This is a genomic window from Sphingobacterium sp. E70 (assembly GCF_019285695.1).
Taxonomy (GTDB): domain Bacteria; phylum Bacteroidota; class Bacteroidia; order Sphingobacteriales; family Sphingobacteriaceae; genus Sphingobacterium; species Sphingobacterium detergens.
Window position 1 is genome coordinate 137,942 of record NZ_CP079104.1, and the last position, 22,172, is coordinate 160,113.

Below are 22,172 nucleotides of genomic sequence, written 5' to 3' on the forward strand. Positions count from 1 at the left end.
TCAACATTTGCACTATTCTTCACTTTTTTAAGAAACCATTCCCCTTCCAAGCTCAAATTAGGTGGTTTGACCGCTATCATCACTGGAACACCTGGAATACTCGTTTTGACGGCCCCTTTGTTTCAGCAGTAATGCTTTTGCTAAATCTCCCATCGAGGAGAAGATATCATAAAGTTTCTTGAACTTTCCTTCATATGAAGTTTTGAGTTCTAGTTTTGAGCCATAATTTTCACCAGACTTGTTCCATTGAGCCAACAAGCCAAAACCAAATGAAGCATCTTTTTGCTTCCACCTATTCTCCGCGCCAATTTTACCAGCTTTGCTCTGGTATTCTCTATGTTGCTCTGGTGTAACATTCTGCCACTTAACACTTAAGTCATTTGTTAAATTAAGAAAGAAATTTAGTTTCCATTTGATATCTGGGAACACCCTGATTTTTAGAGGTGGATTATTCTCAACAGAAAAGTACCTGCAGGAATGAAAATGAACTATATAATCGTTAGCCGAACTGAAAGACCGTATATTGGTCAGACAGTACCTCGGCCAGATATAATTCAGTGGTACGAGATTCGTATCTGATAGACGAGAGATAGCTGGAATACTGCCCCAAGTCCATTTTTGATATTGGTGTTCGAAAACTTAATTTCTTTTTGTGTTTGGTTTTACTAAAACATGCCTTTGTATCAAAATTGACAGGATCAACGGTTATGGTTGTGGGTTTACTACCCAAAATTGTATCATAAACAATTGTATCAGCATTATGTCCGTAATATTCAAATGAAATATCAACCCTACGATTATTGATATAATCTTTTTCATCCTTATATTTTAGATTGTCCCTTCCTTTTTTATCGTCGGTAGGATTTAGTTCGCCATGGCCCACCGTTGTGATCCGGCCTCCCGCCAATTTTCCTTTAATAAAGAATTCCTTAACCGTCTTTGACCTATTTTCCGAGAGCACCTGGTTGTCAATCTGCTTACCAATCACACAAGCGTAACCATCCAATCGGATAGAAGAACCATTATGTTCCAAAATAAATTGTAAAATGGTATCCATCTTCTTGCGACTATCCGGGGTTAATTCTGTTTTTCCTATTTCAAAGAATATCGATTCCAACACAGGTTCCCTAGGGTTTGATTTATTTTTGACACCGCCGCCGTGATCAAATACGATAACAGGCGTTTTCCTACTTCGGTAATTTTAATTTGCTCAAATCTGCAGGGCTCAAATCTGGCCGCATTCTTATCCGGTTCATAAATCGTTACAGGCACCCTATTTTGAGGGGTTTCTATTACTTGGGAAACCTCATTATCCTTGATTCTTAAAAACCGAGCATGAGCTGTACTGGGCTTCGGCATCGTATCTGCGATATATTTCTTGGTGACGGGATGTACTACCCTAACGTAAAATTCCTCCACAGATGCCCGATCGGGTATACTCTTACCCCAAGAATAAGTATTTGGGATACGCAAATTAATCTCCCCATTGATAACCTGGCATAAATAGATTTTCCGGGTTACTTCATCATCTTTCGGAAGCAGGCCAAATGCAGATCTCAATCGTCTAAAGACACGTACTTCCACATTATTATACCCGTTTAGCCCTTCGGTAAAAGACGGAGCCAAATCAATTCACCATACGAAAATTGATATGTTTTCCGCACGTCTTCCCCTCCTTCATTTCTCGTCCATCGGCTATCAACAATTCGCGCTGGAGCTTCTCCACGGAGACTTAAGCCTGCTTTACCATCAAAGTTGCCACTCCAAGAAGCCTCCACATAAAAGGTATAAGGGCCACATAATTTTCTGGAAAGACGAAACCCATATTTGTAGTTCCATCCTAGCGTCTTTTGGTATTCTATTCTTCCTTCTTTATTTTGTACAGCCCATTTCAGATCCTTCTTTTTTCCGTTTCGGTAGTACCCGGATGCCAATCCCCACCTGAAACCATACGTATTCTCCGGGAGCTATTACAAGTAAAGAATTTGGAACAGATCCTTTTGTCCCGTTGTAAACTGGCCCCTCCCCAGTCCATTTTATTTTTCTAACACCTTTAGCCATAATTTATCGTGTTGCGACTTCAATACCTTCAAAAGATCCTTGATCAGTTATCATATTTGCCATAGGATTCAATTGTCCCTGTACTTCTTTCGAGCTGTTGTCTATATTTTTTTGAGACGGTTCCGCTTGCTGACCATGTTGAATCACACGGATACAGTCAGCCCCTCCTATTGGACAGCTCGCTTTGCTATCCTCCAATAGTACTTTTCCACCATTGGATAAAATAGTATCCGGATAGAACCCCGACCAACTCTGTACAACAGCATTACAAGGTTTGTTATTCATTTTGGAACAGGATCCAAACATATTTTTTTCGAATGTAGTTCCAATATCTTTTGTTGTAGCAATCGGTTTCTTACTTCCTTGGCTATCATTTGCAAAGTCCTTATCATTCGTTAGCACCTTCAGTTTATCAGGCGCTGTACCGAAGTTGCACATACATTGTGCCCCTTGAACAACTACATGTTTTTCTGCCATCTTTTTAAAGGTTAAATAATTTCGCCCAGGTACTCTTTTCATCTTTTTGTTTATTCAGGCTTCCCGTACCAAGATCGGCCTGTGCAGTTGTATTATTTTTTTATTATAATCAAACACAAAATCGCCATCCTCTTCCGGCAGATAGAACATCCTCAGCCCCACTAGCACCTGGTTACCTTCGACCTTGGACTCCCAATAGCCATTGGCAGCCAATAAAATCCGCGTTTGTGGATGAAAAATATAATGTGCTTCGCTACGACCAGAACAGATTATTCCGTAATCAGCATCTTGTTCCAACAGCCCCTGTTGTATTAATTCTATTGCCCCGAAATGATTCAATTCTGGCATCATGTTTTCTATGAGTTGATACTGCATCGACAATGTTGGAAGGTTTGGAAAAAATTGCCTTCTAGCAATATTTTGAGCAGGATACAACTTATAGAAAGGTTGAAAAAACACACGTATAAACCAATCTGTCCTGTTGATCGCCGAAAATATATTATGCTCATGAAGCATCAGTTTTTCCATCTTTTGAAGATAGTCTTCAAAGAAATCTCCTTGGAAGTAACTTCTGAGTGCATCTTTCACGCCAGGCCAACGACTCTGTATCTGGTTTGTATTGGCAATACCGCGTAATTCACCGGATGGATCAACCATCAAATGCAAGGGATAGAAAACCTTACCTACTTCAAAAGCCAATTTATCTGCTATCAGATCGGGTAGTATTTCGTCAATATATACTGCACTTGTCCTATTCAGCTCAAACACAAAATTGCCTTCAGCATCGTTGGAAAGTCTAGTCAAACTGCAGGTATATTTTAATTCTGTCTGCTTGGATTCAGGTCCAAAATTCAACAGCATACCGTAATCCATTTTTTGACCAACCCTCCAATTGAACGACGACAACACACTCTCGAGCAGCAATTTGTTTTCTTCAACTACCGCACCTACGGGATCCAGCTCCCCTTCTTGAAAGAAAATACTTTTGCTTTTGTTGAACATAATGGTTACACCTCCTTATTTCCTCTTCCATGTATGACTTTATTACAAGCCAATACCAGATTGCCTTCTCTAGCTTCTACATTCAGCTTGTCAGCAAGCTTTTGCACCTTACCAGCCACCTCTAAATTATAATCAGACTGAACACGTATCTTGATATTAGCTGCTTGTTTTAATATTGCCATAGCCTATTTATTTTAATCAAATTATTCCTCCAGTTCCACTCTCTTCCAATCGTTGTTTGGATCCATTCCAACACCTTCCCTTCGCGCCGAACGATGGAAATAGCTGTAACGCAGTGTTTTTAACTCATTTAAATTCGCTGCATTCAGTTCCCTGCCAGCATAGGGATAAGGAGCACCATCAAAAACATAGGCTTTCAGCTTTGCTTCCACACTGACCAAGGTAGGATGCCCTTGTATGCTATACTTGCCTTTCATTTTTTCTTGGTCTATTTGTGCATTATGATCTTTACTAAAATATCCCATAAAATGCAATGGAATAAAGCTATACTCCTTGTATACCAATTGTTTCTCTCCACGCAACGCCCAATACCAACCACCAGTGATTGTCAACTCCCCAGGCTTGTACCATCCATCTGCAATCAAACGGTCCCGAAGAGTTTCTAACTTTCCATAAGAGAGCTTCGCCGTTTCGATTTCTTCCTTCACCTCGCGACCGGTCAGGTAGCTCCCCCGATATCGGAGTGCACCCTGGCAAATCTCTTTCGAGCCCCTTTGGCGATCGAGTCAGCGAAAATTTTCCCGCATCTCGTCCCTAGCTGTAAAATGGACGACATGCTGTGCTTTGCCCAGCGTATTGAGGTTCAATTCGCCGATATCGTTTGAAAATCGGGGTACAGGAGTCGGTGAATAAGAAGCTACAGTATCAAAAATGCCCAGAAAATTCACTTTCACAAAAGCCGGATTTAAGGTTACCCCTTTGACTTTGAGCGCGTAACCTAAGTGTCCACCTGCGGGCATTTCTTCCCGACCGGGCATATTGTCGCTATCGGAATAGGTTGTCACCTCTTCGGTTTCAGTTTTTCGCCCTTTATAAGCAGCCTTCCCAATTTCATAGACAAAATTCCGCGCAGCAGCGGCACCGCGACTGAAGCCATATACATTAAATATAATTTCCCGCAACACTTTCCCTGATTGGCATCCATTTCTTTTTGATAATAGCGGCCGCCTGTTCACAACCCTTACGCACTTTAAACCGAATACCTGTCCAGCCCGACCCAAAAGCGTAGCCCATTGTCGAGTCACCCTTAAGGTCTGTAGTACCTATCCCCTCAATATACAAGAGATTCGGATTGGTACAGTTCTCCCATAATCGGGCAACATTGGACCAGTCATTCTGGTAACTGGACTCATCGTCCGATTTACCGTATTTTTCAAATGAACTGTGATTGTTCACTCGGGCATCCGAATTACTCTTATTGTTTTTGGTGCCATCAAAAATATATTTATCGTTACTGAATACGTTTTTGCGTATTCCGAGGCGATGGATTATAGTCTTTAAATACAACATTTGCCATAAATTCATTAATTATCTACCGGTACCAAGGCCAGATCATATCCAACAATTTTAACCTGCTTTGAGGATGACTTCAGATAAGTATTCAATACATTTGAAGCAATATCCACCTGAATCAGAAGATCTATTTTTTCTGCAGGATCAAATTGTTCAAAAGCTTTTTTATCACATCATATTTAAATCTTGTATCTGCAACCCAATGCTGCTGTTTGCTATCCTGCCATTTGACAGATATATGTTCAGGGATCGCTTTCGGCAGATCCGTATTGCCATCACTTGTATTGAGCAACTGATCTCTTTCACCATTAAAGCATTTGTAATAAAAATAATCTTTGGGACCTATGCCAATACCTTCCACTGCAAATTTCCACGCATACTTTTTGTTATAATCGAGGTATAGCTTAGGATCCGGCCACCCTTTGCCCTGCAATTGCGCGTAAAGCTCAGTGCCGTATAATTTTTCCGGTGTATACGCCACATCCCTATATTCTTGACGAAAGAAATGCTCAAAATCCGGATTTGCAGTTTCTTTATTGATTGTAGTATCATGTGCCTGAAAAGTAGCCAATAGCACTTGCCGTGCCCCTTCGGCCCACAATGCGACATTCCCTCCAGGCGCTAAACCAACAATTAGTGTTTCAAACTCTTCTTTAGTCCCTGTTTTTACATTTAGGCTTCCCTCCTGCCAGACCTTGGAAATTTGCTCTTTATCCAATTTCCAATTTCCCGTATAGAATTTTTGTTCTTGAATAGCGTACCAAGTCATCTTTAGTTCATCCGGAAATTCAATGGGCGTATCCGGTCTACCCATACTTTTACCTGACGAACTCCAGCCCTGTTTAAGTATCCCGTAGATCGGGCCAAAGTTATAAGCGTACTCATTACTGCTCAATGCACCATTATAAATCTCTACTGGATATTCCTTGGGCGCAACAACAGCACCAGCCCACACTTGTTTTTTTCGTTCATCTTTGATTCTTGACAACTGGAAACCACACTCAGTAACATGAATAACAACAAGAATATCTTGTCTGCACAGATCGATTTCTTGCCAGACCCTTGCTGTCTAGGCGAAGGATTTATTTCAATATTCCATGTTCCTTTAATCTCCCACATTCATTAAAAGAGTTTAGATTTCTCGACACTATTTATTTCTATGGTTTTTCCACTCTGCAGCGTCATATTCTCTTTGTTGCTGAACATGGTCATTTCAGAAGCGAGTTCATTCGATGTTTCAGATTGTCGGCTAAAATCCTTGCTGGCAATTTCGGTCCGATTGTCTGAGTCTTCAGAGATATCTCCTGTCGCCGAAAGTGAATAGTTATTTCCGGCTGTCGTAGCGATATCTTTAGTGACTGATACAGTTTGATTGTTGCCCACGGAGGTACTCTGATCTTTTCCGACCTGTACATCCATATTTTCAGTCACATTGATCTGCATATTCTTACAATTCAAGGTCATATTTTCGAGTGCAGTAATGGTTACATTGCTACCCTGGCTGTCTATATGGACAATATTCCCTTTGATATCTGTGATTTTGATCCCTTGACTGGACTGGCTGTCATCAAATTCGATTAAATGTCCTGTGCGTGTCGTGATGCTTTTTAGATGATTTTGAATCTGCGGCGTGCTATCTGCTGTACTTTGGTTATATAAGCTCCCCAGTACAACAGGGCGGGCTACACTTCCTTCTTCGAAGGCTACAATAACATGGTCGCCGATCTCGGGTATGGACATAAAACCACGGTTCATGCCACGGTCTCCGGTGCCCGCATTTGGCGTGATCACGCGCAACCATTCGGTTTCATCGTTATTTGCACATTGCCATTTGAAGCGCACACGAATTCTTCCCTGTCCACTGGGATCGTTGTTATCAATTACGTCAGCCATCTGCATATCCGCTTGCGGGCGCAGGTAGTCACGTACAGGAATACGTTCTGTGGTCGCTAGGATGCCATCAAAGCGGTTGGTATATCGGCCGACATCATCAAAGTGATGCTCGACATTTGTGATCAAAAACTTACCCAAAGTATCCGTTACGAAGTTGAGATCCTGGCGCAAGCTGGTTTCGATTTCCACTTGTGCACCGAGCCTGATCTGTGGCGAGTCGCTATCGCATGATACCTGCAGCAACTGACCAACATTAGCTTCTTCTTGCTGTTGTACAACACGTTGCAGCTCACCCTGGCTATCCACCCGGATATCCAGTGGCTGGCTAAATACTTTACTAAAGGTTTCCGAAGCCCGCTGCATCGCAAAAACCTGATCCGGATGGCCTTCAGCTTTGATGTTACTTGTGCTTTCAAGCAGTTGATCATGTAGCGGTATATAGCTAAAACGGCAGTGATTGACAGGACGGATCTGGATGCCATAATCCAGTCGGCTCACTTCGCGGCCATAGGTCACTTTTCCAGCGGGCAATTCTGCCGGCTTCCCAAAGTGTAAACGTTCACCATCATAGAAAAACCATTCCAGATATTCTGCGGAAAGTCTATTCAGAAACTCAAAGTCGCTTTCGCGGTATTGGATCAAGTAGTCTATAGGTTCAGAACGCGTTGGATTTACATTCATATGCAGGTCGTTCTGTACGATATCTTTGGTTGCAAGCTTTACAATATCGTTCAGGGTCTTACCATAGTAGGATCCCAGATCCTTACCACGGTCGATCAAGATGGTGGGGCTATATCCTTTGATCAGCAATATCCCCTGGTAGCCATGGCTCTGCGTTAGGGACACATCTGTGATGATACCCGAAAAATTCTGCATGCTGGATTGCACATATCCAAAGGAAATGGCCAAGGTGCGGCCAACATATGATCGGCTATCCTGCAGATTGATCAATCCCGGAATCCCCAATTTGCCATGTTCGATACGAAGTTCAAATTCGTGGTGGGCATTGAATCGCTGACGGATATTAAAAGAAAGAAAATGCGTTACCTCCTTCCCCTCAATATGCATCTCAATGATTAATTTTGGTTTATCAAAATACATAACATTACCTTTTAAAGGAGTTTATAAAAAGACGGTCTTCAACTTGATAGACCGTCTTTCCAAATTTCATGGTCTAATCTTTAAGACTAAGCTTTAGGCCAATCGTTTTCTAATGTTGCATTTTGCATTTCCAATACTCGGGACGACAGCACCAGTGTCAATGTCATTGGTCGATCGTTCGTGATAGAGATACCCTCGTTGTACTGGATGATATAAGCGTCTTGAAATTTCAGCTCTTTCATAGTTGCATCTTCTTCACTCTTTTTGAAAGTGATTTTACCATTGACAGTTTTGTACTGGTTGTTCACCATAGCTTCAATGACCGAAGTATCTTCTGTAGACTCAACCTCTACTTTGATTGTTCCACCATATACTGAAGATGAAGGACGTCCTTTGAGTCCACATCACGATGTAATGAAAATTTACATTGGATAACATCGTATTCTTTCCCGCCTAGGGATAATCTTGTTTTAAATGACATAATCGTAATTTTTAATGGTTACAAATCTTTGTTAAATCTCCTGGTGCAAAACCTCCTGTGGTTAAGCTTTAGGCCAATCTTGTTCGCTCGTTGCCTCGCCGATACTGATCGATCGCGCAGAGATCACAAACTTGTAGGTCATTGCATGCGATCCTACAATATTGATTCCCTCTTCGTAGCGGATAATGTAACCATCTTCAAATCTGATCTCTTTCATTTTGGCATCTTCGTCCGGTTTTTTGATCAATAGTGTACCAGCGATCGGCTTGTATTGGTTGTTCACCATTGCCTCGATCACCGAAGTGTCTTCTGTAGATTCTACCTCTACATTGATCGTTCCACCATAAACTGAAGATGAAGGACGTCCTTTTGAATCGACGTCACGTGTGAAGGAATAGTCAGCATTCAGTACGTCATACTCGTTACCTGAAAACTGGAGTCTTGCTTTGAAAGCCATAACTTGTGTTTTTAAGTTTAAAAAAATTAGTGAAATCTTTCCATGATTCCTGTTGTTCTAAGTTACATCAAACTGCATTCCAAAGAACAAACTTATCGTTAAAAAAATGTTAAATCCTACCAAGCCTTGCAAAAAACCGCGCTTACGCTGCAAAAAAAAGCATTCATACGTCAATTATTTTTTGTGCAGAATAAATTGATATGTAACAAAACACATACATTTTTCTATCCGGCCATATATTTATTATTGTTGCACAGGAACATTTTGGGTTCCCGCTTTATCGGTATACAAGATGTACATAACCTCTCCCGACGTCAGATCTTTCAGCAGGATCTCATTTTCCCTTCTGTCCATTTTATATGTTTTTTCGGGTCCCTGACGGTCACTTATTCCTACGTAATAGACTGGTTTAGACATTCCTAAGCCTGTTTGTACGGGATAGTCATAACCTAGTTTGTATTTAAACAGCGTGCTATCGCACATGCAATATGCGGCATCCGACCAGCTTCTTTCAGTACATATTATCCCATTCTCCACTGTGTGGCTCCCTTTGCTCATACGCTCAAGCCTCTTTGTAGGCAACAAAGTTTGCAATAAAGATTTACTGATATCTGGCATTCCATTTTCGTTGGCCCGCTTTAGGACAAAGGTAAAATCATCACCATTTTTCATCTTGAGGTCAATGACCGAGTCTGCCACCGTGGTCAAGGTCATATCTTGATAGTTAAAATCCTTCATTCCCAATTTAAACGGAAAATAAGATATTGTACCCTCGTAGCGATAACTCAGAAAAGCTCCCTTTTCGTCTATTGTCAGCGCCATAGGCGAACGATCCGGCAATACCGAATCCTTGCCCAATAGGTAGTCCTCTAGACGCCTGTTTATCCATATTTGTTTGTCTTTGCGCTCTTTGTGCGAAAGCAAATCCATTGAGTCTTTTGTTATAAAGGCCTCCAATGCCGCCAGCGAATCAGTTCCACCAATTTTATCCTTGTTGCCTTTTGTATTGCAGGCCCAACAAAAAAGTAATATGCCACCAAAAAAGTAAATCTTATCATCCGTTCTAGTCTTATTCTATTTCAAAAAAACAATGGTCGTTGCGTCAAACATCTGTATATCGAATCCACTGACCAATGCAGATCCATTCCAAACTTCAATGTGCGCATATGAATGACTACGTCGTGGTCGTTCATTTTCAATTTCGATGAAATTCTCAAAATAGAGTATGCCCGTTTTATCCCGTACAATATCATAAACACGCTGCTTTGTCCCATCATAGGTTGTTCGTCTTTTCCAAAAGTGTAAGGTGCCGATATGTTTCATTAAGTTGAATGCACCAAGCACATGCTTGTGCCCACAATAGGTCTGACCACCAGGATTGGAAAGATTCTTTACGTTATCGAGTGCGATTCCAGATTTCATTAAGGCTATACTCATCCGGATAGCACATTGATTAAAATGATCTTCGTTACAAGGCTTGGATGTATATGGCTTTGGATAATTCGCATAAATTTTTGGAAACAAAGGTTCATAATATGTCAGACTGACGCGACCACAGAAAACATTGCTCACATTATAAAAATAGAAATCATCATCATCGGCATAAAAATCAATAAACGATTCGGTCTTATCCTTGATATTATTGGCGACAATAGACAAACTGAAGCTCGAACCATAGGTTTGCTTTAGCTTGATCGAAGACTGCGCATCGCTAGGCTTTTTGCCTGGCGGAACGAATTTCAGTTTATCCGATTTCACGGTAATATTACCCCTGTTATCGTTCGCGCCCTTATTGCCCTTATCAACTTTAAAATTTAGGATCATATAATTTTCCTGTAATACAATTGCCAAATTTTGCTTCACCTTATCCGAATCCAGATGCGAAGATAGTGTTGTGATTCTCTTCTGTGGATTTTCCACATAGAAGCAATTAATTGGATCACCCCAGTTTCTATTGTGCGACACAATCGGAATAAAGTCATTTTCTACTTTCTCCACCTTTTGTGGGGAATAGCTACCAAATTTTACATTCGCCATATTACCAAAAACCTATCTTTTACAAGGTGCCGCTCACATTTGGTTCACGTAATTTCTATCAAACTACATTCCAAAGTGTAAGCATAGGCATCAAAATCAATGTAATATTAAGTCATTGGTCATTAGGAACAAACTAGCGTTTTAAATCCGCCGGACGTCAACTTAAATCCGTTGGATATCAACCTAAATTCGTCCAGCCCCTGCTGATGGGATTGAGGTGCTTATAAAAAAGCCCAACAAATATGCTGGGCTCACTGTATACCTTAAGAATTAGTTCTACCTCATTCTTTGCTGCTTTTCAATGAAGTCAAGCAGATCGTTTTTATTACCCAGGAAAGTAAAGTTTCCTGTCAGTGTGGAATAATTTCTTTTGTCCGAACAATTTCCGTAGGCAGCCTTGGCGACTTTCAGCTTTTCGTCATCCCATTGAAAACGTTTCATGATTTCACTAATCTGTTCAACGCGAAGTGTTGTCTCAGAAAAGATCGGGTTAATTATTTTGAATTTCGCATCGTCAAAAGGTTCCCTGTTCATAAGACTGAATAAACGATCCAATTCTGCCCTGCTGATCGGTGTAATGGAATTTATTGGTGGAATCCCCATATCCGGATTATCCCCAGATGGATAGGTCTGCCCGGCGCACCGTAAGCATAAGCCACGCCATTGCCATTGTCTACCAATGACATGTCTATTGGAATTTGAGCAAATAGATTAATAAGCTGGCCACGGCTCCGTGTATTACGCTGGCTTCCGACTTTAAAGATCATCTCCACAAAATCACCATTTTCATTACGTACGGTAATCTGTCTCCGTTCCATTTCCCGCTGTCCTCTTCCACTTATTAGGGTGCTAATCGCATACAATTGATCCGAAAGTCCATCTATGGTCACTTGCAATTCCGGCCGATCGTTATAGGCGACCCCATTCAAGGAAAGGATAAAGGGCTGACTGTCGGAGACAACTGTAATTCTTCCCATATTGGAAGGACGATATTGGGCTTGTAGATTAATTCCGATCAACTGAACCAGAAAAAAACGAGGGTATATTTCAACATAAAATACAGATTATTTAAGACTATGACTCTTTCGCTCGTATAAAGATTAATTCACCCCACAATTTTTTAATAAATTTATTTAATCAATCATACCGCTGCATCGTGTAGCCCACTAGCAGCACTATTTAAAGCCGTTATTCTTACTTTTTACTATATTTTTTTATAACGTTAGTGAGTACGGTTTCTGTCAGTTCATGGTCTTCCAAGGTCGGAAATCCTTCCCAACGGACAATACCATCAGGATCTAGCAAAATGCAATGTGGTATCCCCTGTACTTCAAGTTCTTTTTCAGCTTGCCTTTAGTATCTACAGCACTGTAATAGTCAATTTTAATTTCCTTGGCATTTTGAACTACAGAAGCCGCTTCGTCCGAAACACCAATTATCGCGAGCTTGTCCCCATACTTTTTATGCCACTCATTCAATTCCGGAATGACCCTGCGGCAAGGTCCGCACCATGTGGCCCAGAAATCAATGAGCACAAATTTGCCCTTTGTGTCCGGCGCATCAGACAGCCACTGCTCTACCTCCAGCTTTGGTGCCTTCTTATTCAAAATTGATTTTGCCCATAATTTTTATTATTGTTGCTCTCCTGTGCATGACCAATGGTACATAACAGACAAAGGGACATCAGCGCAATAGCTTTTATTTGTGTTTTTATATTCATAAAATTGATCCTATATTTTCTACGCTAAATATAGGATTAATATCTCCTATTATTAAACCAAAAAGTACTTAACGATACCTGTGTTGAATCCTCTACGTCGATATCGTTAAGTACTGATGTCAGTGTTTTTTTAATAAATAAGTGCTTTTTACTTTTCAACAGGCAAAATCCAGCGACGGTAAAAGTATCACCATCGTTTCAACTCATTTTCTTGTTTGCATTACTGCTGATAAACATTTCATTTTCTCTTCTGAAATAATTTCTAAAAAGCGTTCATAATGTTTGAGTACATCGCTGATCAACTCGTTTTTAGTAAAGTATTGTACGTCATACCCATCACGTGCATCGCCAAAATAAGATTTCGGAAAATAGGTCTTCTTATCTTGAAGATCCGGAAGGTTTTCCTCCTCCATCACATAGTCAGAAACCACTTTAACTTGGTTTTTGACACCATATATAAAGTTGTTGACCAGATCGTAGCGGATTTCGATTTCCACTCTTTTGGGATTATCCAATAGTTTTATCTTGGCTTCAATATCGTTCTGTTTAAATTCTGCCTGCAGCTCTTCGAAGGCGGCCCCTACCGTAGTTTCGATAAATTGATCGACAGATTCGCGGCTTTTGAACGAAACAATTTGTTTTAGTCGATCCTTCCAAAACTCTCCAGACCAAGGCACTGTGCTGACCGAAAAATCCCGTTCATAATAGCTACTGTCGATCACCAAGGCTTTCACCAAGCTGACACAGAAAAGCAGCATAATAATGGAGAATGGCAAAGCCGTAATCAGCGTCATGGTCTGCAAGGCCTGCAATCCGCCTGTATTCAACAACATTAACGCTAGAATGGCCAACAAGGCTCCCCAAAAGACCATCTGCCATTTTGGAGACTTCATGGCATTCTTGGTGGCGATACTGTTCATCACAAATATTCCAGAATCTGCTGATGTCACAAAAATATGATAATGATCAGGATGACCAAGTAGTTGACCAAGCCTGATAAGGGCATATAATCCAAGAATTTAAACATCAGCGCATCCGGATTATCCGCTAAAGCACTCAGTGCTCCTTTGGCGATATTGATGTCAAACCAGATGGCGCTATTTCCAAAAACAGACATCCATATAAAGTTGAACAATGTTGGAATAATTAGCACGGCGGCAATAAATTCGCGTATCGTCCGTCCTTTTGAAATTTTTGCAATAAACAGTCCCACGTAAGGAGACCAGGAGATCCACCAGGCCCAGTACAGAATTGTCCAGCTGTAGAACCAAGGTAAAGTAGCTTCATCATAGACGTGGGTATCAAATGTCAGGCTAAAAAAATTATTGATATAGTTGCCGATTCCCTCCGTAAAACTACTGATCAGATAAACCGTTGGGCCGAGCAGGAGGACAAACAATAACAGCACGACCACCGTAATGATATTGATCTTACTCAATAGCTTCACGCCCTTATCCACCCCTGAGGTTGCCGATATAATGGAAAGCAAGGTCAAAACGCCGACAATAATGATCTGATAAGTAAAACTACTTTCAGGGACAACACCCAGTGTCTGAAGACCTGCATTGACCTGAACTACACCAAAGCCCAAGGTTGTCGTAATACCAAAGAATGTACTACACAGTGCAAATACATCAATGGCATTCCCCATTTTCCATTGATTCTGTTTTTCAATAGCGGATAAAAACAACTGCGTAAGGAAAGCGGGAGCCTGTAGCGGTAGGCAAAATAAGATAGCGCCAATCCCACCACCCCGTAGATGGCCCAAGCATGGATACCCCAGTGGAAGAAGGTATAGAGCTGCGCATTCTTTGCACGATTGATATAATGATTTGTAGCAAATACTTCAGTCGAATAATGTTGCATGGGCTCAGCCACACTAAAATACATCAATCCAATACCCATCCCAGCGGCAAACAACATGGAGATCCAGGAAAAGAAAGAATATTCAGGTTTACTATCATTGCTACCCAGTTTGATATTTCCAAACTTACTGAACATCAGGTAGACCAGAAAGATCACAAACAAGGTCACCCCCATACGTAGACCCAGTTGAGGTTAATAAAGATAAATTCCTTGACAGTATCTAAGATATGTACTGTCAATGTTGGGAGAAATACCGATAACAGACAGATCCCAATAATAAAGATCAGACTGGGGATAACAATTCCTTTTTAAAAGTCGATTTGGATAAGAACACTAAAATTTATTTATATAATAGAAATAAACGGAGATTAAATCATAATCTCCGCTTGTGATTTTTAACGATTATGCGTTGCTTCTGATGTGAATATCGCGTTGCGGAAAGGGGATTTCAATTCCGGCCTTATCCAAGGCCTCCTTACTATCGATAATCAGTTGTTCCTGCATGGTCCAAAAGTTTGCGTTTGAAGTAGAGACCCTCACGGAGAGATTGATCGCGCTGTCACCAAGCTCAGTCACCACCACCTGTGGAGCGGGCTCCTTAAAAGCGAATTCATTTTTCTGGGCAACATCAAGTAAAATTTCCTTGGCTTGTTTTAGGTCAGAATTATAGGCAACGCCGATATCAAACCAAGTACGCCTCGTACCGAGCTGGGTAAAATTGGTAATGCTACTGTTTGATAAAACTCCATTTGGAACAACCACTTGTTGATTTTGCGGCGTGGTCAATTTGGTATTGAAAATATCTATTTCATTAACGGTTCCAGATACATTCGCACTCGATGAAATATAATCACCTACACGAAAAGGCTTTAGCAACAAAATAAGAATCCCACCAGCAAAATTGGACAATGATCCCTGTAGCGCCAGACCGATGGCCAATCCGGCAGCACCGATAATCGCGACAAAAGCTGAAGTTTGTACCCTAACTGGGTGACTACAACGATAAATAATAATATATTTAAGATCCAACTGATCAGATTGCTTAAAAATCGTCGCAGAGAAATATCCATCTGGCGCTTTTCAAAGCCTTTATCAATCATCCGCTTGATCAAACGGATGATCCACGAACCTATCAAATAAATGAGTAAAGCGGAAATTACGGCAGTAATAACACGAGGAGCCCAAGCAATCGCTGAGGAAATAAAGTTATCCCAATGTTGCTGGACATCGTTCAATTCTAAATTGTTCATAGCACTAAAAGTTATTAAAAATGTAAAGTAAGGGGCTCAATATAATCAAAGATTAATTATTCTTCAAACAACAGCCATTTTATTTACATTTTCAACAATCAAAGCGCATAATTGTTCACAACAATTATGAAATTAATAAGACTCCATTACCGTTAAACCAAGAGTATAGAGACAATAGATACATAAAAACGATCTTATCAATATAATCTATGTATTATTTAGAAAGCGACAGAAACCCACGATAGATCCGTTATTTTGACAACAGCAAATTTAAGTTTCCGAGTACGGAGCTCTGGTCTAAAAAACAAGATTGAAGCATATGCGTTAATGGCAACCTACAGGCTCTTACCTTTAAATAAAATCATAAACACCATTCTTCCAGCCCAATATTTTGGAAGAATCTGCACCTAGCCAGTTTTTCAATAGCGTGGCATACACTTTTCTGAAATCCTCCGAATAAACCAGATCTCCTGCAAAGTTGAGTTGACCACGCAGCTGATCCTCCGAATGAACCATGGCTGTCAGAAAATTAAGGTTGATCTCAATATTCCGTTGTCGGTTTCGCTGCTGTATTTGTTTTTTCGCTACAGCATCCAATGTTGAAAGTGCGGCATAATCAGCGTCCCTGTCCGTACTGTTGAAACTTATTGGTTCGAAGTCGCGTGCCCTCGCATAGCTTTGCCAAACCTCGGCGGTCGACTGCCGTTCGAAAGTCGCGATCTGTTCAAGGCTAATTCCAAATCCGGCACGATTCGCCAAATGTTTATTTTTGATAAATTCAGAAACCATTTTATTCCGTTTATTGCTAATTAACAACTTAAATTACAAATGTTTTTGAGGCTAGGCAGACATTTAACAAACCTTAAGGTAAATTAACAATACCCACCAGTTTGTGCTAAATTTCGACATTCTGGATCAGCTATAAGTTAGGACACCTAACTAAGTTTGTATTGACAATAAGGTCATCACTTAATGATTCAATTATCATGAAAAAATCAATTTTTATCACGCCGGCTGTCCGGTTTGTGTCAGCGCAGAACAAGACATTATTAGCCTTATCGGCGAAGCGAATGTAGAAGTTGTCAATATTGGCGAAGACCGGGCACGTATCGGCGAAGCGGAAACAGCAGGGATCCAGTCAGTACCGGCGCTGGTCACACCCAATGGAAATGTTTTACATATCAACTTCGGTGCCTCCCTGGCAGATGTAAAGGGCTAGCTGCAAAGGCTGCAAGAGCACCACTACCTTGCAGCCTTTTTCTTGTTTTCAATCTTAAAAAATTAAAAAAATGAAAGTAACAGTTTGGGATACCTATGTAAAAAAACAAAATGGCGATACGATGCATTTTGATATTATTGCTCGGAGTACATCCGTGAGGAGGCCATTATCCATCAAATGGGGAAAGAATACCTGGCCACAAAACAACATGCAGATTTGCAGTTAACAGCCAAGGAATGCCGCTTATGCCATCAGGAAATTGCCAGTGCGGAGATGCTGGAGAGCCTGCATACAAAAGGTTATTTTATTATGGAAATGGAAGGTTGTGATTAGCTCCTCCAAAACAGCAGTCAGCACTCCGACAGCGATCGACCGTAAGATCGCATCTGCCCTGGAGAAAGTATCGCAGGTGATACGCACGCTTGCCTGGAAGAAGGCGACGGAACAGTCCATCAACCCGATACAGCTACAGATCCTTGTTTTCCTGCTCCAGCATCCGGAGCAGCAGGTTAGCGTAAGTCTACTTTCCGGCACGTTTAATATCTCCAAAGCCAGCATCAGCGACACCATTAAACTACTGGAACGTAAAATGCTGATTGAAAAAGTATACAATCCTTCGGACTCCAGAAAGTTTACGATCCAGCTACTTGCGAAAGGCCGTACGAGCGCATTGGAGGCCGCTCTTTTTGACAGGGCGCTGCTGTCGGGTATCGGAGAAATGGCTGATACAGATAAAGAAAATCTCTTTTCCACCCTTTCGCAGCTCCTGCACAAGCTATACTGTATCAATGTCATCAGTCATCAGCGAATGTGTCAGACCTGCCAGCATTACCGAAAGAAAGAAAACCTTCACTACTGTAATCTGCTGCAACAGTATATGGCTGTCGCAGCATTACAGATTGATTGTCCCGAACATCTGGCCCTAAATAGTAGACAAAGGCTTGAAACATAAAAAGCCCCTCCAAAAATAGAGGGGCCATGCAGCCTGTTAAAAGCACACCCTACTGTAACAGATACCACGCCTATTCTTTTGCTGGAATCTTCACCCCAGCTTCAGGATATAATCCCAGTTCAAAACGATCACCATAGTCGCTCATACCCCTGTGCTCAAGCGATACCGCATCCAGGGGATTTACTCCACCGTAAACCAACGGTAGCTCTCAGCCGGTATGGTGATAGTCATTGTTGTTTTAGCCAAATGATCTAAAGAGGCTGTTTTTACCGTCTTGTCATCAAAAGTTATTTTCGCATTTCCCTTTAATCCCGTGTAGTAGAGAGGGATCTCAATGGTCCTTGTGATGGCAGTTTTCAACGGATTAAACAGCATCCCCAATCCCTTGCTTCCTTTCTCAGCTGCATTCACATGTAAAAAGCCATCCCAGTCGCGGCCATCTGCGCGACGCAAGTGGATCAGGTCGGCATTGAGGATCGTACGGTATTTTTTATACCATTGGATCACATCAATCACTGTCTGCTTGGTCTGCTCCGTATCATAGAGACGGGGACCGCGGTAGCAGGCCTGCACGCCAGCACCATAGTATTGCATCATCAGTTGTTTATAATCCTCCTGATGCTCATGTAGCGGTTCCAATACCGCCTCTTTTCCCCCTCCCTGATAAGCAGTTAAGGGTACAAATCCCCAGCCCATGGATGGGTTCTGTTCCCAAAGTGCATCAAAGATATTCTGCCTGTTGAGGATACGCTGATTTTCGCGAGGGAGTGAAAAGTTCACTTCCCGATACCCTATTCCGTCTTGTTGGAACCGTCCAAAAGTACCAGTCCGGAGAATTGATATATACGCCACGGGCATTCAGCCAATGATAGAGCTGCTTTTGCATATTAAATTGCACCCATTGGCTATCTTCGAGTCCATGATGACCAGGGTGGCTTGTTGAAGCACATTGATCCCCGGAAAAGGGCCATCATTTTCCCAGATATCAAATCCTGTTTTCTCAAAAAATGTTTTGATCCGTTGGGCATAACCTATCCCCAGTTTGAGCCAAAACAAGGTGCATTCCCGAAAAACGTTCCACCTGTCTTTCCCGTCTTCGGGTTGATAATATCATCCGCTTCACTGATCTTGCGCGAACTAAATAAAGAGTAGGCTCCGATTTTTATGTTTTTGCTATGCGCATAATCTGCCAACTTTTTCAAGGCCACAAGGTTTCCGGCTGTTGTATCCTCCATATTTACATGGCTGCCAAAGCTAAGGATGAGTGCTTCGTACCCTGTGGCGGCACACTGGTCAATGGCGGTGTAAACCTGCTCATCTTTTTGCTCACCAGGTGCATAAAGATCGGATTGGCAGTGGTCCATGGCGCGATGGTCCGATACATCTTTCGGATGGCCAGTCCACGACGCTCCCGATCATAACTATCCATCAGCAGCTCCCAGGAGCGGATCGAGCTGAAGTTGTCCTTTGCAGCAAGTTTGATACCTACGCCCACCGTCGGGTACACCTCCATGATCGCGGGCGTTTTTAGGTCGTAGTTCACCTGTGAGGTATAAGTAGAATCCGCTTTCCAATGTAAAGACTGATCGCTCAAATGATACCGCATGGCATTATTGAACGCAAAATTACTTTCGATGTAAAGGCCATGTTGTTTTTTCATGTCCTCCACCGAACCTACCACCGCACTTTCTTCTTCAACAAGCGCCAGCTTCTCGTTGATCACCTGATTGATCTGCACGGTCTGGTTGCCGCTGTTCTGAATGGTTACCCATTTACTGATCAGCGGGATTCCATCGTAGATGGCATAATGTACTTTCACTTCAATTCCGGGTAATGCGGCGGCGGCCGGAGCAGCATAGGTAAAAGTCAGGACCTTCCCTTTTCCGGCAGCCTTATGTGTAGACCACCACTTATCCCCTTCCAGGGCAACAGTGGATCCAGTTCACTGATCTCATGTTTGACATAACTAAAATCTTCAGGTTTTGCCGTAAATGTAGGCATCCATTCCGGTCGCAGGTAAGCGCGTTCCTTCTGCCCATCCACCCCACCGACATTATACCACTTGCCGTTGAGCTGCAGCTGAGCTTCAGGCTCTACGGCACGAATCAACTGTTGTCCTGTAGTTAAGTTGGTAAAATCATAGCAGAAGGCATTCGGCTTGATCCAAAAGAGCGGCGCACGAGCCCGTTGTCCAAGACGATATTCTGGCCATCGACCGCAATGCGGGATTGGTAAGGTACAGCACCACTGATCAGCCAGTCCTGCGGCTTATTCTCCTTTTTCTGTGCGAATCCATTTTCCGCGGCTATTAACGCTAATGCAACTAAAAGTAACTTCAATCTCATGTTCTGTATAAATTAGGAAAGTAATCGTCGTTTCAATGTTGCCCTGCTGGTGTTGGAGCAGGGCACTCGTATGTTATTGGGTTTATAATCCTGCCAATGGATCAAATATACCATTTCCCCAACCCTTTGTCTGCTGCAATTTTGCATTGCCCTGCATGGTCGCTGTAGATAAGGGTAGAAAATACATATTCTGGTTATAGATCATCGGTGAAAAATCACGTTCGGTCAGGGTATACGTATACCCTCCCGGCGCTCCTGCCTGCTGATGCAATACCAAAGCGAAACGTTTCTGTTGGCCTACCATGATCTGATCCATGGCTTTCCATCTACGGAGATCCCAGAGGCGCTTCTGTTCAAAGGCAAATTCAATATAACGCTCATCCCGTACTGCCTGCCGCATTTCTGTCTGTCCCATGGCAGGGTTCAGTCCATAGAGCTTACCCGCCAGTTCGGGATCCCCGGCCGTCGTTTCGGTGATGCCCGCCCGTTTGCGAATGGTTTTCAGCACATCAAAAGCTTCAGCCAGACGGCCTGTCTCCAGGGCCGCTTCAGCCATATTCATCAGCACTTCGGCATAGCGCATTTCGATAAAATCCGTTCCCGAGATCTGAGAATTGGTGATATCCAAAGATTCATCGATCGCCTTACGCGAATAGTAACCTGTCAGTGAACCATTTTGCTTACCATAAGCGTAGCCATTTTGTGCATTATCATAGAGCGCCATGGTCGTCCCCAGGTAACTGGCACCATTGTACACAATGGTGGTGTAAAATCGGTCATCCCGATTTTGCCAGCTCAGCGATGCATTACCGTTAAATTGTGGGCTATTCCACTGTACTTTCTTGCCGCTTTTGAGCGGAAAGGCATCCACGAGTTTCTGTATTGGATGGCAGCCGCCCGTTGCGTTGGCCGTAAAATCAATGGGGCGAACCGCAGCATCCCGGTTTTGGCTGCGTCCAGGTTGCAAGTAGCGGATGGCAAAGACCACCTCTTTGTTCATCTCGGCCAGGAATAAACTTGTGTTGTCATATTTGTCTACCAAACCATAGCCATTGGCATTTAAAAACGTTAGTGCCTCCTGATTGGCCTTGTAAGCTGTCTCCCAGGTGGATGCTGTATTATTGGGGTTAAACTGTGGGCTGGCGCGAAACAGCAGCACACGACCTTTCATCGCCAATGCCGCAGCCTTGGTAACCCGTCCCAGATCATCTGCGGATGTATATTTTGCAGGAAGCTCATCAGCCGCCAGATTCAGTTCATTGACGATAAAATCAAAACATTCCTTTGTGCTGTTACGCTCCACGAGCAAATCCTCGGTACGCTCCTGTGGTGTTAAGATCAACGGTACACCACCATAACGTTTTACCATCTCAAAATAAGTGTAAGCCCGGATAAAGCGCACTTGTCCTTTCAGCACCTTACGTGTTTCTGGGGCAATGGTACTCTGAGGCCCATCAATTTCCTTCAGGAAAATATTCATTTTCCGGATATCACTATAGGGCCAATATCCAGGTCCACCATTATCAATAGTCGTTGTTCCGTCGATCCAGCTTGTTTTTCTGGACGCTTCATCCGTAGCGTCTGCAAGACCGACATCCCAACCGGGCAGTGTCATGTATATATTGTTGACAAAGGCAGTCGCCAATTTGGGATCCGACCAGACCACAGGTTCACTGATCGCCGATAGATCGTTCTTGTCCAATACCTTGCTGCACGAACTCATCACGAGTACCCCAGCGGCTAATAAACTATATAATGTGTTAAAATTTTTCATTGCT

32 protein-coding genes and 3 pseudogenes are annotated in these 22,172 nt (G+C 42.3%); 2 read left to right on the forward strand and 33 right to left on the reverse strand.

Translation table 11 applies throughout. From position 1 onward, the window contains the following. Positions 1-57: 57 nt before the first annotated feature. The 25 genes and pseudogenes from KUH03_RS01015 to KUH03_RS01140 all read right to left on the reverse strand — a co-directional run bounded on the left by KUH03_RS01015 (position 58) and on the right by KUH03_RS01140 (position 17,063). Positions 58-429, reverse strand: coding sequence for a hypothetical protein (locus tag KUH03_RS01015; RefSeq protein WP_257091159.1), 372 nt, complete (start codon positions 427-429; stop codon positions 58-60). Between the two features lie 70 nt (positions 430-499). After that, positions 500-1,117, reverse strand: a complete 618-nt coding sequence (locus KUH03_RS01020; protein ID WP_257091160.1) for an OmpA family protein — start codon at positions 1,115-1,117, stop codon at positions 500-502. Further along, a complete protein-coding gene (locus tag KUH03_RS01025; RefSeq protein WP_257091161.1) occupies positions 1,093-1,626 on the reverse strand; it encodes a hypothetical protein in 534 nt (177 codons plus the stop codon). Before KUH03_RS01025 ends, KUH03_RS01020 begins: the two co-directional genes overlap by 25 nt. Further along, entirely contained in the window at positions 1,599-1,934 is a 336-nt protein-coding gene (locus KUH03_RS01030) for a hypothetical protein (protein ID WP_257091162.1), read from the reverse strand. The genes KUH03_RS01025 and KUH03_RS01030 overlap by 28 nt, the downstream gene beginning before the upstream one ends. 130 nt (positions 1,935-2,064) lie before the next feature. Further along, complete coding sequence (locus KUH03_RS01035; protein ID WP_257091163.1) at positions 2,065-2,538, reverse strand: DUF4280 domain-containing protein; 474 nt, start codon at positions 2,536-2,538, stop codon at positions 2,065-2,067. 54 nt (positions 2,539-2,592) lie between these two features. After that, positions 2,593-3,540, reverse strand: coding sequence for a hypothetical protein (locus KUH03_RS01040; protein WP_257091164.1), 948 nt, complete (start codon positions 3,538-3,540; stop codon positions 2,593-2,595). A gap of 5 nt (positions 3,541-3,545) precedes the next feature. After that, positions 3,546-3,722, reverse strand: a complete 177-nt coding sequence (locus tag KUH03_RS01045) for a hypothetical protein (protein WP_257091165.1) — start codon at positions 3,720-3,722, stop codon at positions 3,546-3,548. 21 nt (positions 3,723-3,743) lie between these two features. Further along, complete coding sequence (locus KUH03_RS01050) at positions 3,744-4,208, reverse strand: hypothetical protein (RefSeq protein ID WP_257091166.1); 465 nt, start codon at positions 4,206-4,208, stop codon at positions 3,744-3,746. Positions 4,209-4,286: 78 nt separating this feature from the next. After that, entirely contained in the window at positions 4,287-4,685 is a 399-nt protein-coding gene (locus KUH03_RS01055) for a DUF2235 domain-containing protein (RefSeq protein WP_257091167.1), read from the reverse strand. Continuing rightward, positions 4,663-5,085 (reverse strand): hypothetical protein, encoded by a 423-nt coding sequence (locus KUH03_RS01060; protein ID WP_257091168.1) that lies wholly within the window; start codon positions 5,083-5,085, stop codon positions 4,663-4,665. The genes KUH03_RS01055 and KUH03_RS01060 overlap by 23 nt, the downstream gene beginning before the upstream one ends. A 115-nt stretch (positions 5,086-5,200) precedes the next feature. After that, positions 5,201-6,061, reverse strand: a complete 861-nt coding sequence (locus tag KUH03_RS01065) for a DUF2931 family protein (protein WP_257091169.1) — start codon at positions 6,059-6,061, stop codon at positions 5,201-5,203. A 134-nt stretch (positions 6,062-6,195) separates the two neighbouring features. Further along, positions 6,196-8,067 (reverse strand): type VI secretion system Vgr family protein, encoded by a 1,872-nt coding sequence (locus KUH03_RS01070; protein WP_257091170.1) that lies wholly within the window; start codon positions 8,065-8,067, stop codon positions 6,196-6,198. Between the two features lie 86 nt (positions 8,068-8,153). Next, the gene (gene tssD / locus KUH03_RS01075) at positions 8,154-8,426 is read right to left on the reverse strand and encodes a type VI secretion system tube protein TssD (RefSeq protein WP_257097974.1); all 273 of its coding nucleotides are present in this window, start codon (positions 8,424-8,426) and stop codon (positions 8,154-8,156) included. After that, positions 8,417-8,548 carry a type VI secretion system tube protein TssD gene (gene tssD / locus KUH03_RS01080; RefSeq protein ID WP_257091171.1) on the reverse strand — a complete coding sequence of 44 codons (132 nt, stop codon included), beginning with the start codon at positions 8,546-8,548 and terminating at the stop codon, positions 8,417-8,419. The genes tssD (KUH03_RS01075) and tssD (KUH03_RS01080) overlap by 10 nt, the downstream gene beginning before the upstream one ends. A gap of 61 nt (positions 8,549-8,609) precedes the next feature. Further along, entirely contained in the window at positions 8,610-9,005 is a 396-nt protein-coding gene (gene tssD, locus KUH03_RS01085; RefSeq protein ID WP_120257239.1) for a type VI secretion system tube protein TssD, read from the reverse strand. 243 nt (positions 9,006-9,248) lie between these two features. Continuing rightward, positions 9,249-9,962, reverse strand: a complete 714-nt coding sequence (locus KUH03_RS01090) for a hypothetical protein (protein ID WP_257091172.1) — start codon at positions 9,960-9,962, stop codon at positions 9,249-9,251. A gap of 117 nt (positions 9,963-10,079) precedes the next feature. Next, complete coding sequence (locus KUH03_RS01095) at positions 10,080-11,042, reverse strand: type VI secretion system amidase effector protein Tae4 (RefSeq protein ID WP_257091173.1); 963 nt, start codon at positions 11,040-11,042, stop codon at positions 10,080-10,082. Between the two features lie 276 nt (positions 11,043-11,318). Continuing rightward, positions 11,319-11,645 (reverse strand): DUF4476 domain-containing protein, encoded by a 327-nt coding sequence (locus tag KUH03_RS01100; RefSeq protein WP_257091174.1) that lies wholly within the window; start codon positions 11,643-11,645, stop codon positions 11,319-11,321. Beyond that, positions 11,627-12,061 carry a hypothetical protein gene (locus tag KUH03_RS01105; protein ID WP_257091175.1) on the reverse strand — a complete coding sequence of 145 codons (435 nt, stop codon included), beginning with the start codon at positions 12,059-12,061 and terminating at the stop codon, positions 11,627-11,629. Before KUH03_RS01105 ends, KUH03_RS01100 begins: the two co-directional genes overlap by 19 nt. Positions 12,062-12,340: 279 nt before the next feature. Continuing rightward, positions 12,341-12,649: a TlpA disulfide reductase family protein gene (locus KUH03_RS01110; protein ID WP_257091176.1), complete on the reverse strand. Its 309-nt coding sequence runs from the start codon at positions 12,647-12,649 to the stop codon at positions 12,341-12,343. A 316-nt stretch (positions 12,650-12,965) separates the two neighbouring features. After that, a pseudogene (locus KUH03_RS47895) lies at positions 12,966-14,802 on the reverse strand (BCCT family transporter). Positions 14,803-15,030: 228 nt separating this feature from the next. Beyond that, complete coding sequence (locus KUH03_RS01130) at positions 15,031-15,657, reverse strand: mechanosensitive ion channel family protein (protein ID WP_257091180.1); 627 nt, start codon at positions 15,655-15,657, stop codon at positions 15,031-15,033. A 47-nt stretch (positions 15,658-15,704) separates the two neighbouring features. After that, a pseudogene (locus tag KUH03_RS47900) lies at positions 15,705-15,878 on the reverse strand (hypothetical protein); the annotation flags it as partial. 351 nt (positions 15,879-16,229) lie between these two features. Beyond that, positions 16,230-16,637: a hypothetical protein gene (locus KUH03_RS01135; RefSeq protein WP_257091181.1), complete on the reverse strand. Its 408-nt coding sequence runs from the start codon at positions 16,635-16,637 to the stop codon at positions 16,230-16,232. A gap of 246 nt (positions 16,638-16,883) precedes the next feature. Next, a complete protein-coding gene (locus tag KUH03_RS01140) occupies positions 16,884-17,063 on the reverse strand; it encodes a hypothetical protein (protein WP_257091182.1) in 180 nt (59 codons plus the stop codon). A gap of 155 nt (positions 17,064-17,218) precedes the next feature. On the opposite strand from KUH03_RS01140, the pseudogene KUH03_RS01145 reads away from it, so the two are divergent. Together KUH03_RS01145 and KUH03_RS01150 are read left to right on the forward strand one after the other, a co-directional pair. Continuing rightward, positions 17,219-17,430 (forward strand): annotated as a pseudogene (locus tag KUH03_RS01145) (DUF2024 family protein). Further along, positions 17,423-18,049 carry a MarR family winged helix-turn-helix transcriptional regulator gene (locus KUH03_RS01150; RefSeq protein WP_257091183.1) on the forward strand — a complete coding sequence of 209 codons (627 nt, stop codon included), beginning with the start codon at positions 17,423-17,425 and terminating at the stop codon, positions 18,047-18,049. The pseudogene KUH03_RS01145 and the gene KUH03_RS01150 overlap by 8 nt, the downstream one beginning before the upstream one ends. A 70-nt stretch (positions 18,050-18,119) precedes the next feature. On the opposite strand, the gene KUH03_RS01155 is transcribed toward KUH03_RS01150, so the two are convergent. The 8 genes from KUH03_RS01155 to KUH03_RS01190 all read right to left on the reverse strand — a co-directional run bounded on the left by KUH03_RS01155 (position 18,120) and on the right by KUH03_RS01190 (position 22,168). Next, complete coding sequence (locus tag KUH03_RS01155; protein WP_257091184.1) at positions 18,120-18,248, reverse strand: hypothetical protein; 129 nt, start codon at positions 18,246-18,248, stop codon at positions 18,120-18,122. Next, on the reverse strand, positions 18,230-18,901 hold the full coding sequence (locus tag KUH03_RS01160; RefSeq protein WP_257091185.1) for a hypothetical protein: 672 nt from the start codon (positions 18,899-18,901) through the stop codon (positions 18,230-18,232). Before KUH03_RS01160 ends, KUH03_RS01155 begins: the two co-directional genes overlap by 19 nt. Before the next feature lie 6 nt (positions 18,902-18,907). After that, positions 18,908-19,105, reverse strand: a complete 198-nt coding sequence (locus tag KUH03_RS01165; RefSeq protein WP_257091186.1) for a hypothetical protein — start codon at positions 19,103-19,105, stop codon at positions 18,908-18,910. Further along, a complete protein-coding gene (locus KUH03_RS01170; protein WP_257091187.1) occupies positions 19,081-19,284 on the reverse strand; it encodes a hypothetical protein in 204 nt (67 codons plus the stop codon). The genes KUH03_RS01165 and KUH03_RS01170 overlap by 25 nt, the downstream gene beginning before the upstream one ends. Before the next feature lie 2 nt (positions 19,285-19,286). Continuing rightward, positions 19,287-19,868, reverse strand: a complete 582-nt coding sequence (locus KUH03_RS01175; protein WP_257091188.1) for a hypothetical protein — start codon at positions 19,866-19,868, stop codon at positions 19,287-19,289. A gap of 47 nt (positions 19,869-19,915) precedes the next feature. Next, positions 19,916-20,158: a hypothetical protein gene (locus KUH03_RS01180; protein WP_257091189.1), complete on the reverse strand. Its 243-nt coding sequence runs from the start codon at positions 20,156-20,158 to the stop codon at positions 19,916-19,918. Between the two features lie 14 nt (positions 20,159-20,172). Continuing rightward, a complete protein-coding gene (locus KUH03_RS01185; RefSeq protein WP_257091190.1) occupies positions 20,173-20,394 on the reverse strand; it encodes a hypothetical protein in 222 nt (73 codons plus the stop codon). 82 nt (positions 20,395-20,476) lie between these two features. Further along, positions 20,477-22,168 carry a RagB/SusD family nutrient uptake outer membrane protein gene (locus tag KUH03_RS01190; protein WP_257091191.1) on the reverse strand — a complete coding sequence of 564 codons (1,692 nt, stop codon included), beginning with the start codon at positions 22,166-22,168 and terminating at the stop codon, positions 20,477-20,479. Positions 22,169-22,172: the final 4 nt, after the last annotated feature.

What these genes read in the sequence shown, in the direction of transcription:
- KUH03_RS01035 (WP_257091163.1), bottom strand. Translation starts at nt 2,538, where the DNA reads ATGGCAGAAAAACATGTAGTTGTTCAAGGGGCACAATGTATGTGCAAC.
- KUH03_RS01040 (WP_257091164.1), bottom strand. Translation starts at nt 3,540, where the DNA reads ATGTTCAACAAAAGCAAAAGTATTTTCTTTCAAGAAGGGGAGCTGGAT.
- KUH03_RS01045 (WP_257091165.1), bottom strand. Translation starts at nt 3,722, where the DNA reads ATGGCAATATTAAAACAAGCAGCTAATATCAAGATACGTGTTCAGTCT.
- KUH03_RS01060 (WP_257091168.1), bottom strand. Translation starts at nt 5,085, where the DNA reads ATGAATTTATGGCAAATGTTGTATTTAAAGACTATAATCCATCGCCTC.
- KUH03_RS01070 (WP_257091170.1), bottom strand. Translation starts at nt 8,067, where the DNA reads ATGTATTTTGATAAACCAAAATTAATCATTGAGATGCATATTGAGGGG.
- tssD (WP_257091171.1), bottom strand. Translation starts at nt 8,548, where the DNA reads ATGTCATTTAAAACAAGATTATCCCTAGGCGGGAAAGAATACGATGTT.
- tssD (WP_120257239.1), bottom strand. Translation starts at nt 9,005, where the DNA reads ATGGCTTTCAAAGCAAGACTCCAGTTTTCAGGTAACGAGTATGACGTA.
- KUH03_RS01095 (WP_257091173.1), bottom strand. Translation starts at nt 11,042, where the DNA reads ATGGCGAATGTAAAATTTGGTAGCTATTCCCCACAAAAGGTGGAGAAA.
- KUH03_RS01100 (WP_257091174.1), bottom strand. Translation starts at nt 11,645, where the DNA reads ATGGGGATTCCACCAATAAATTCCATTACACCGATCAGCAGGGCAGAA.
- KUH03_RS01170 (WP_257091187.1), bottom strand. Translation starts at nt 19,284, where the DNA reads ATGGAGGATACAACAGCCGGAAACCTTGTGGCCTTGAAAAAGTTGGCA.
- KUH03_RS01185 (WP_257091190.1), bottom strand. Translation starts at nt 20,394, where the DNA reads ATGAGATTGAAGTTACTTTTAGTTGCATTAGCGTTAATAGCCGCGGAA.
- KUH03_RS01190 (WP_257091191.1), bottom strand. Translation starts at nt 22,168, where the DNA reads ATGAAAAATTTTAACACATTATATAGTTTATTAGCCGCTGGGGTACTC.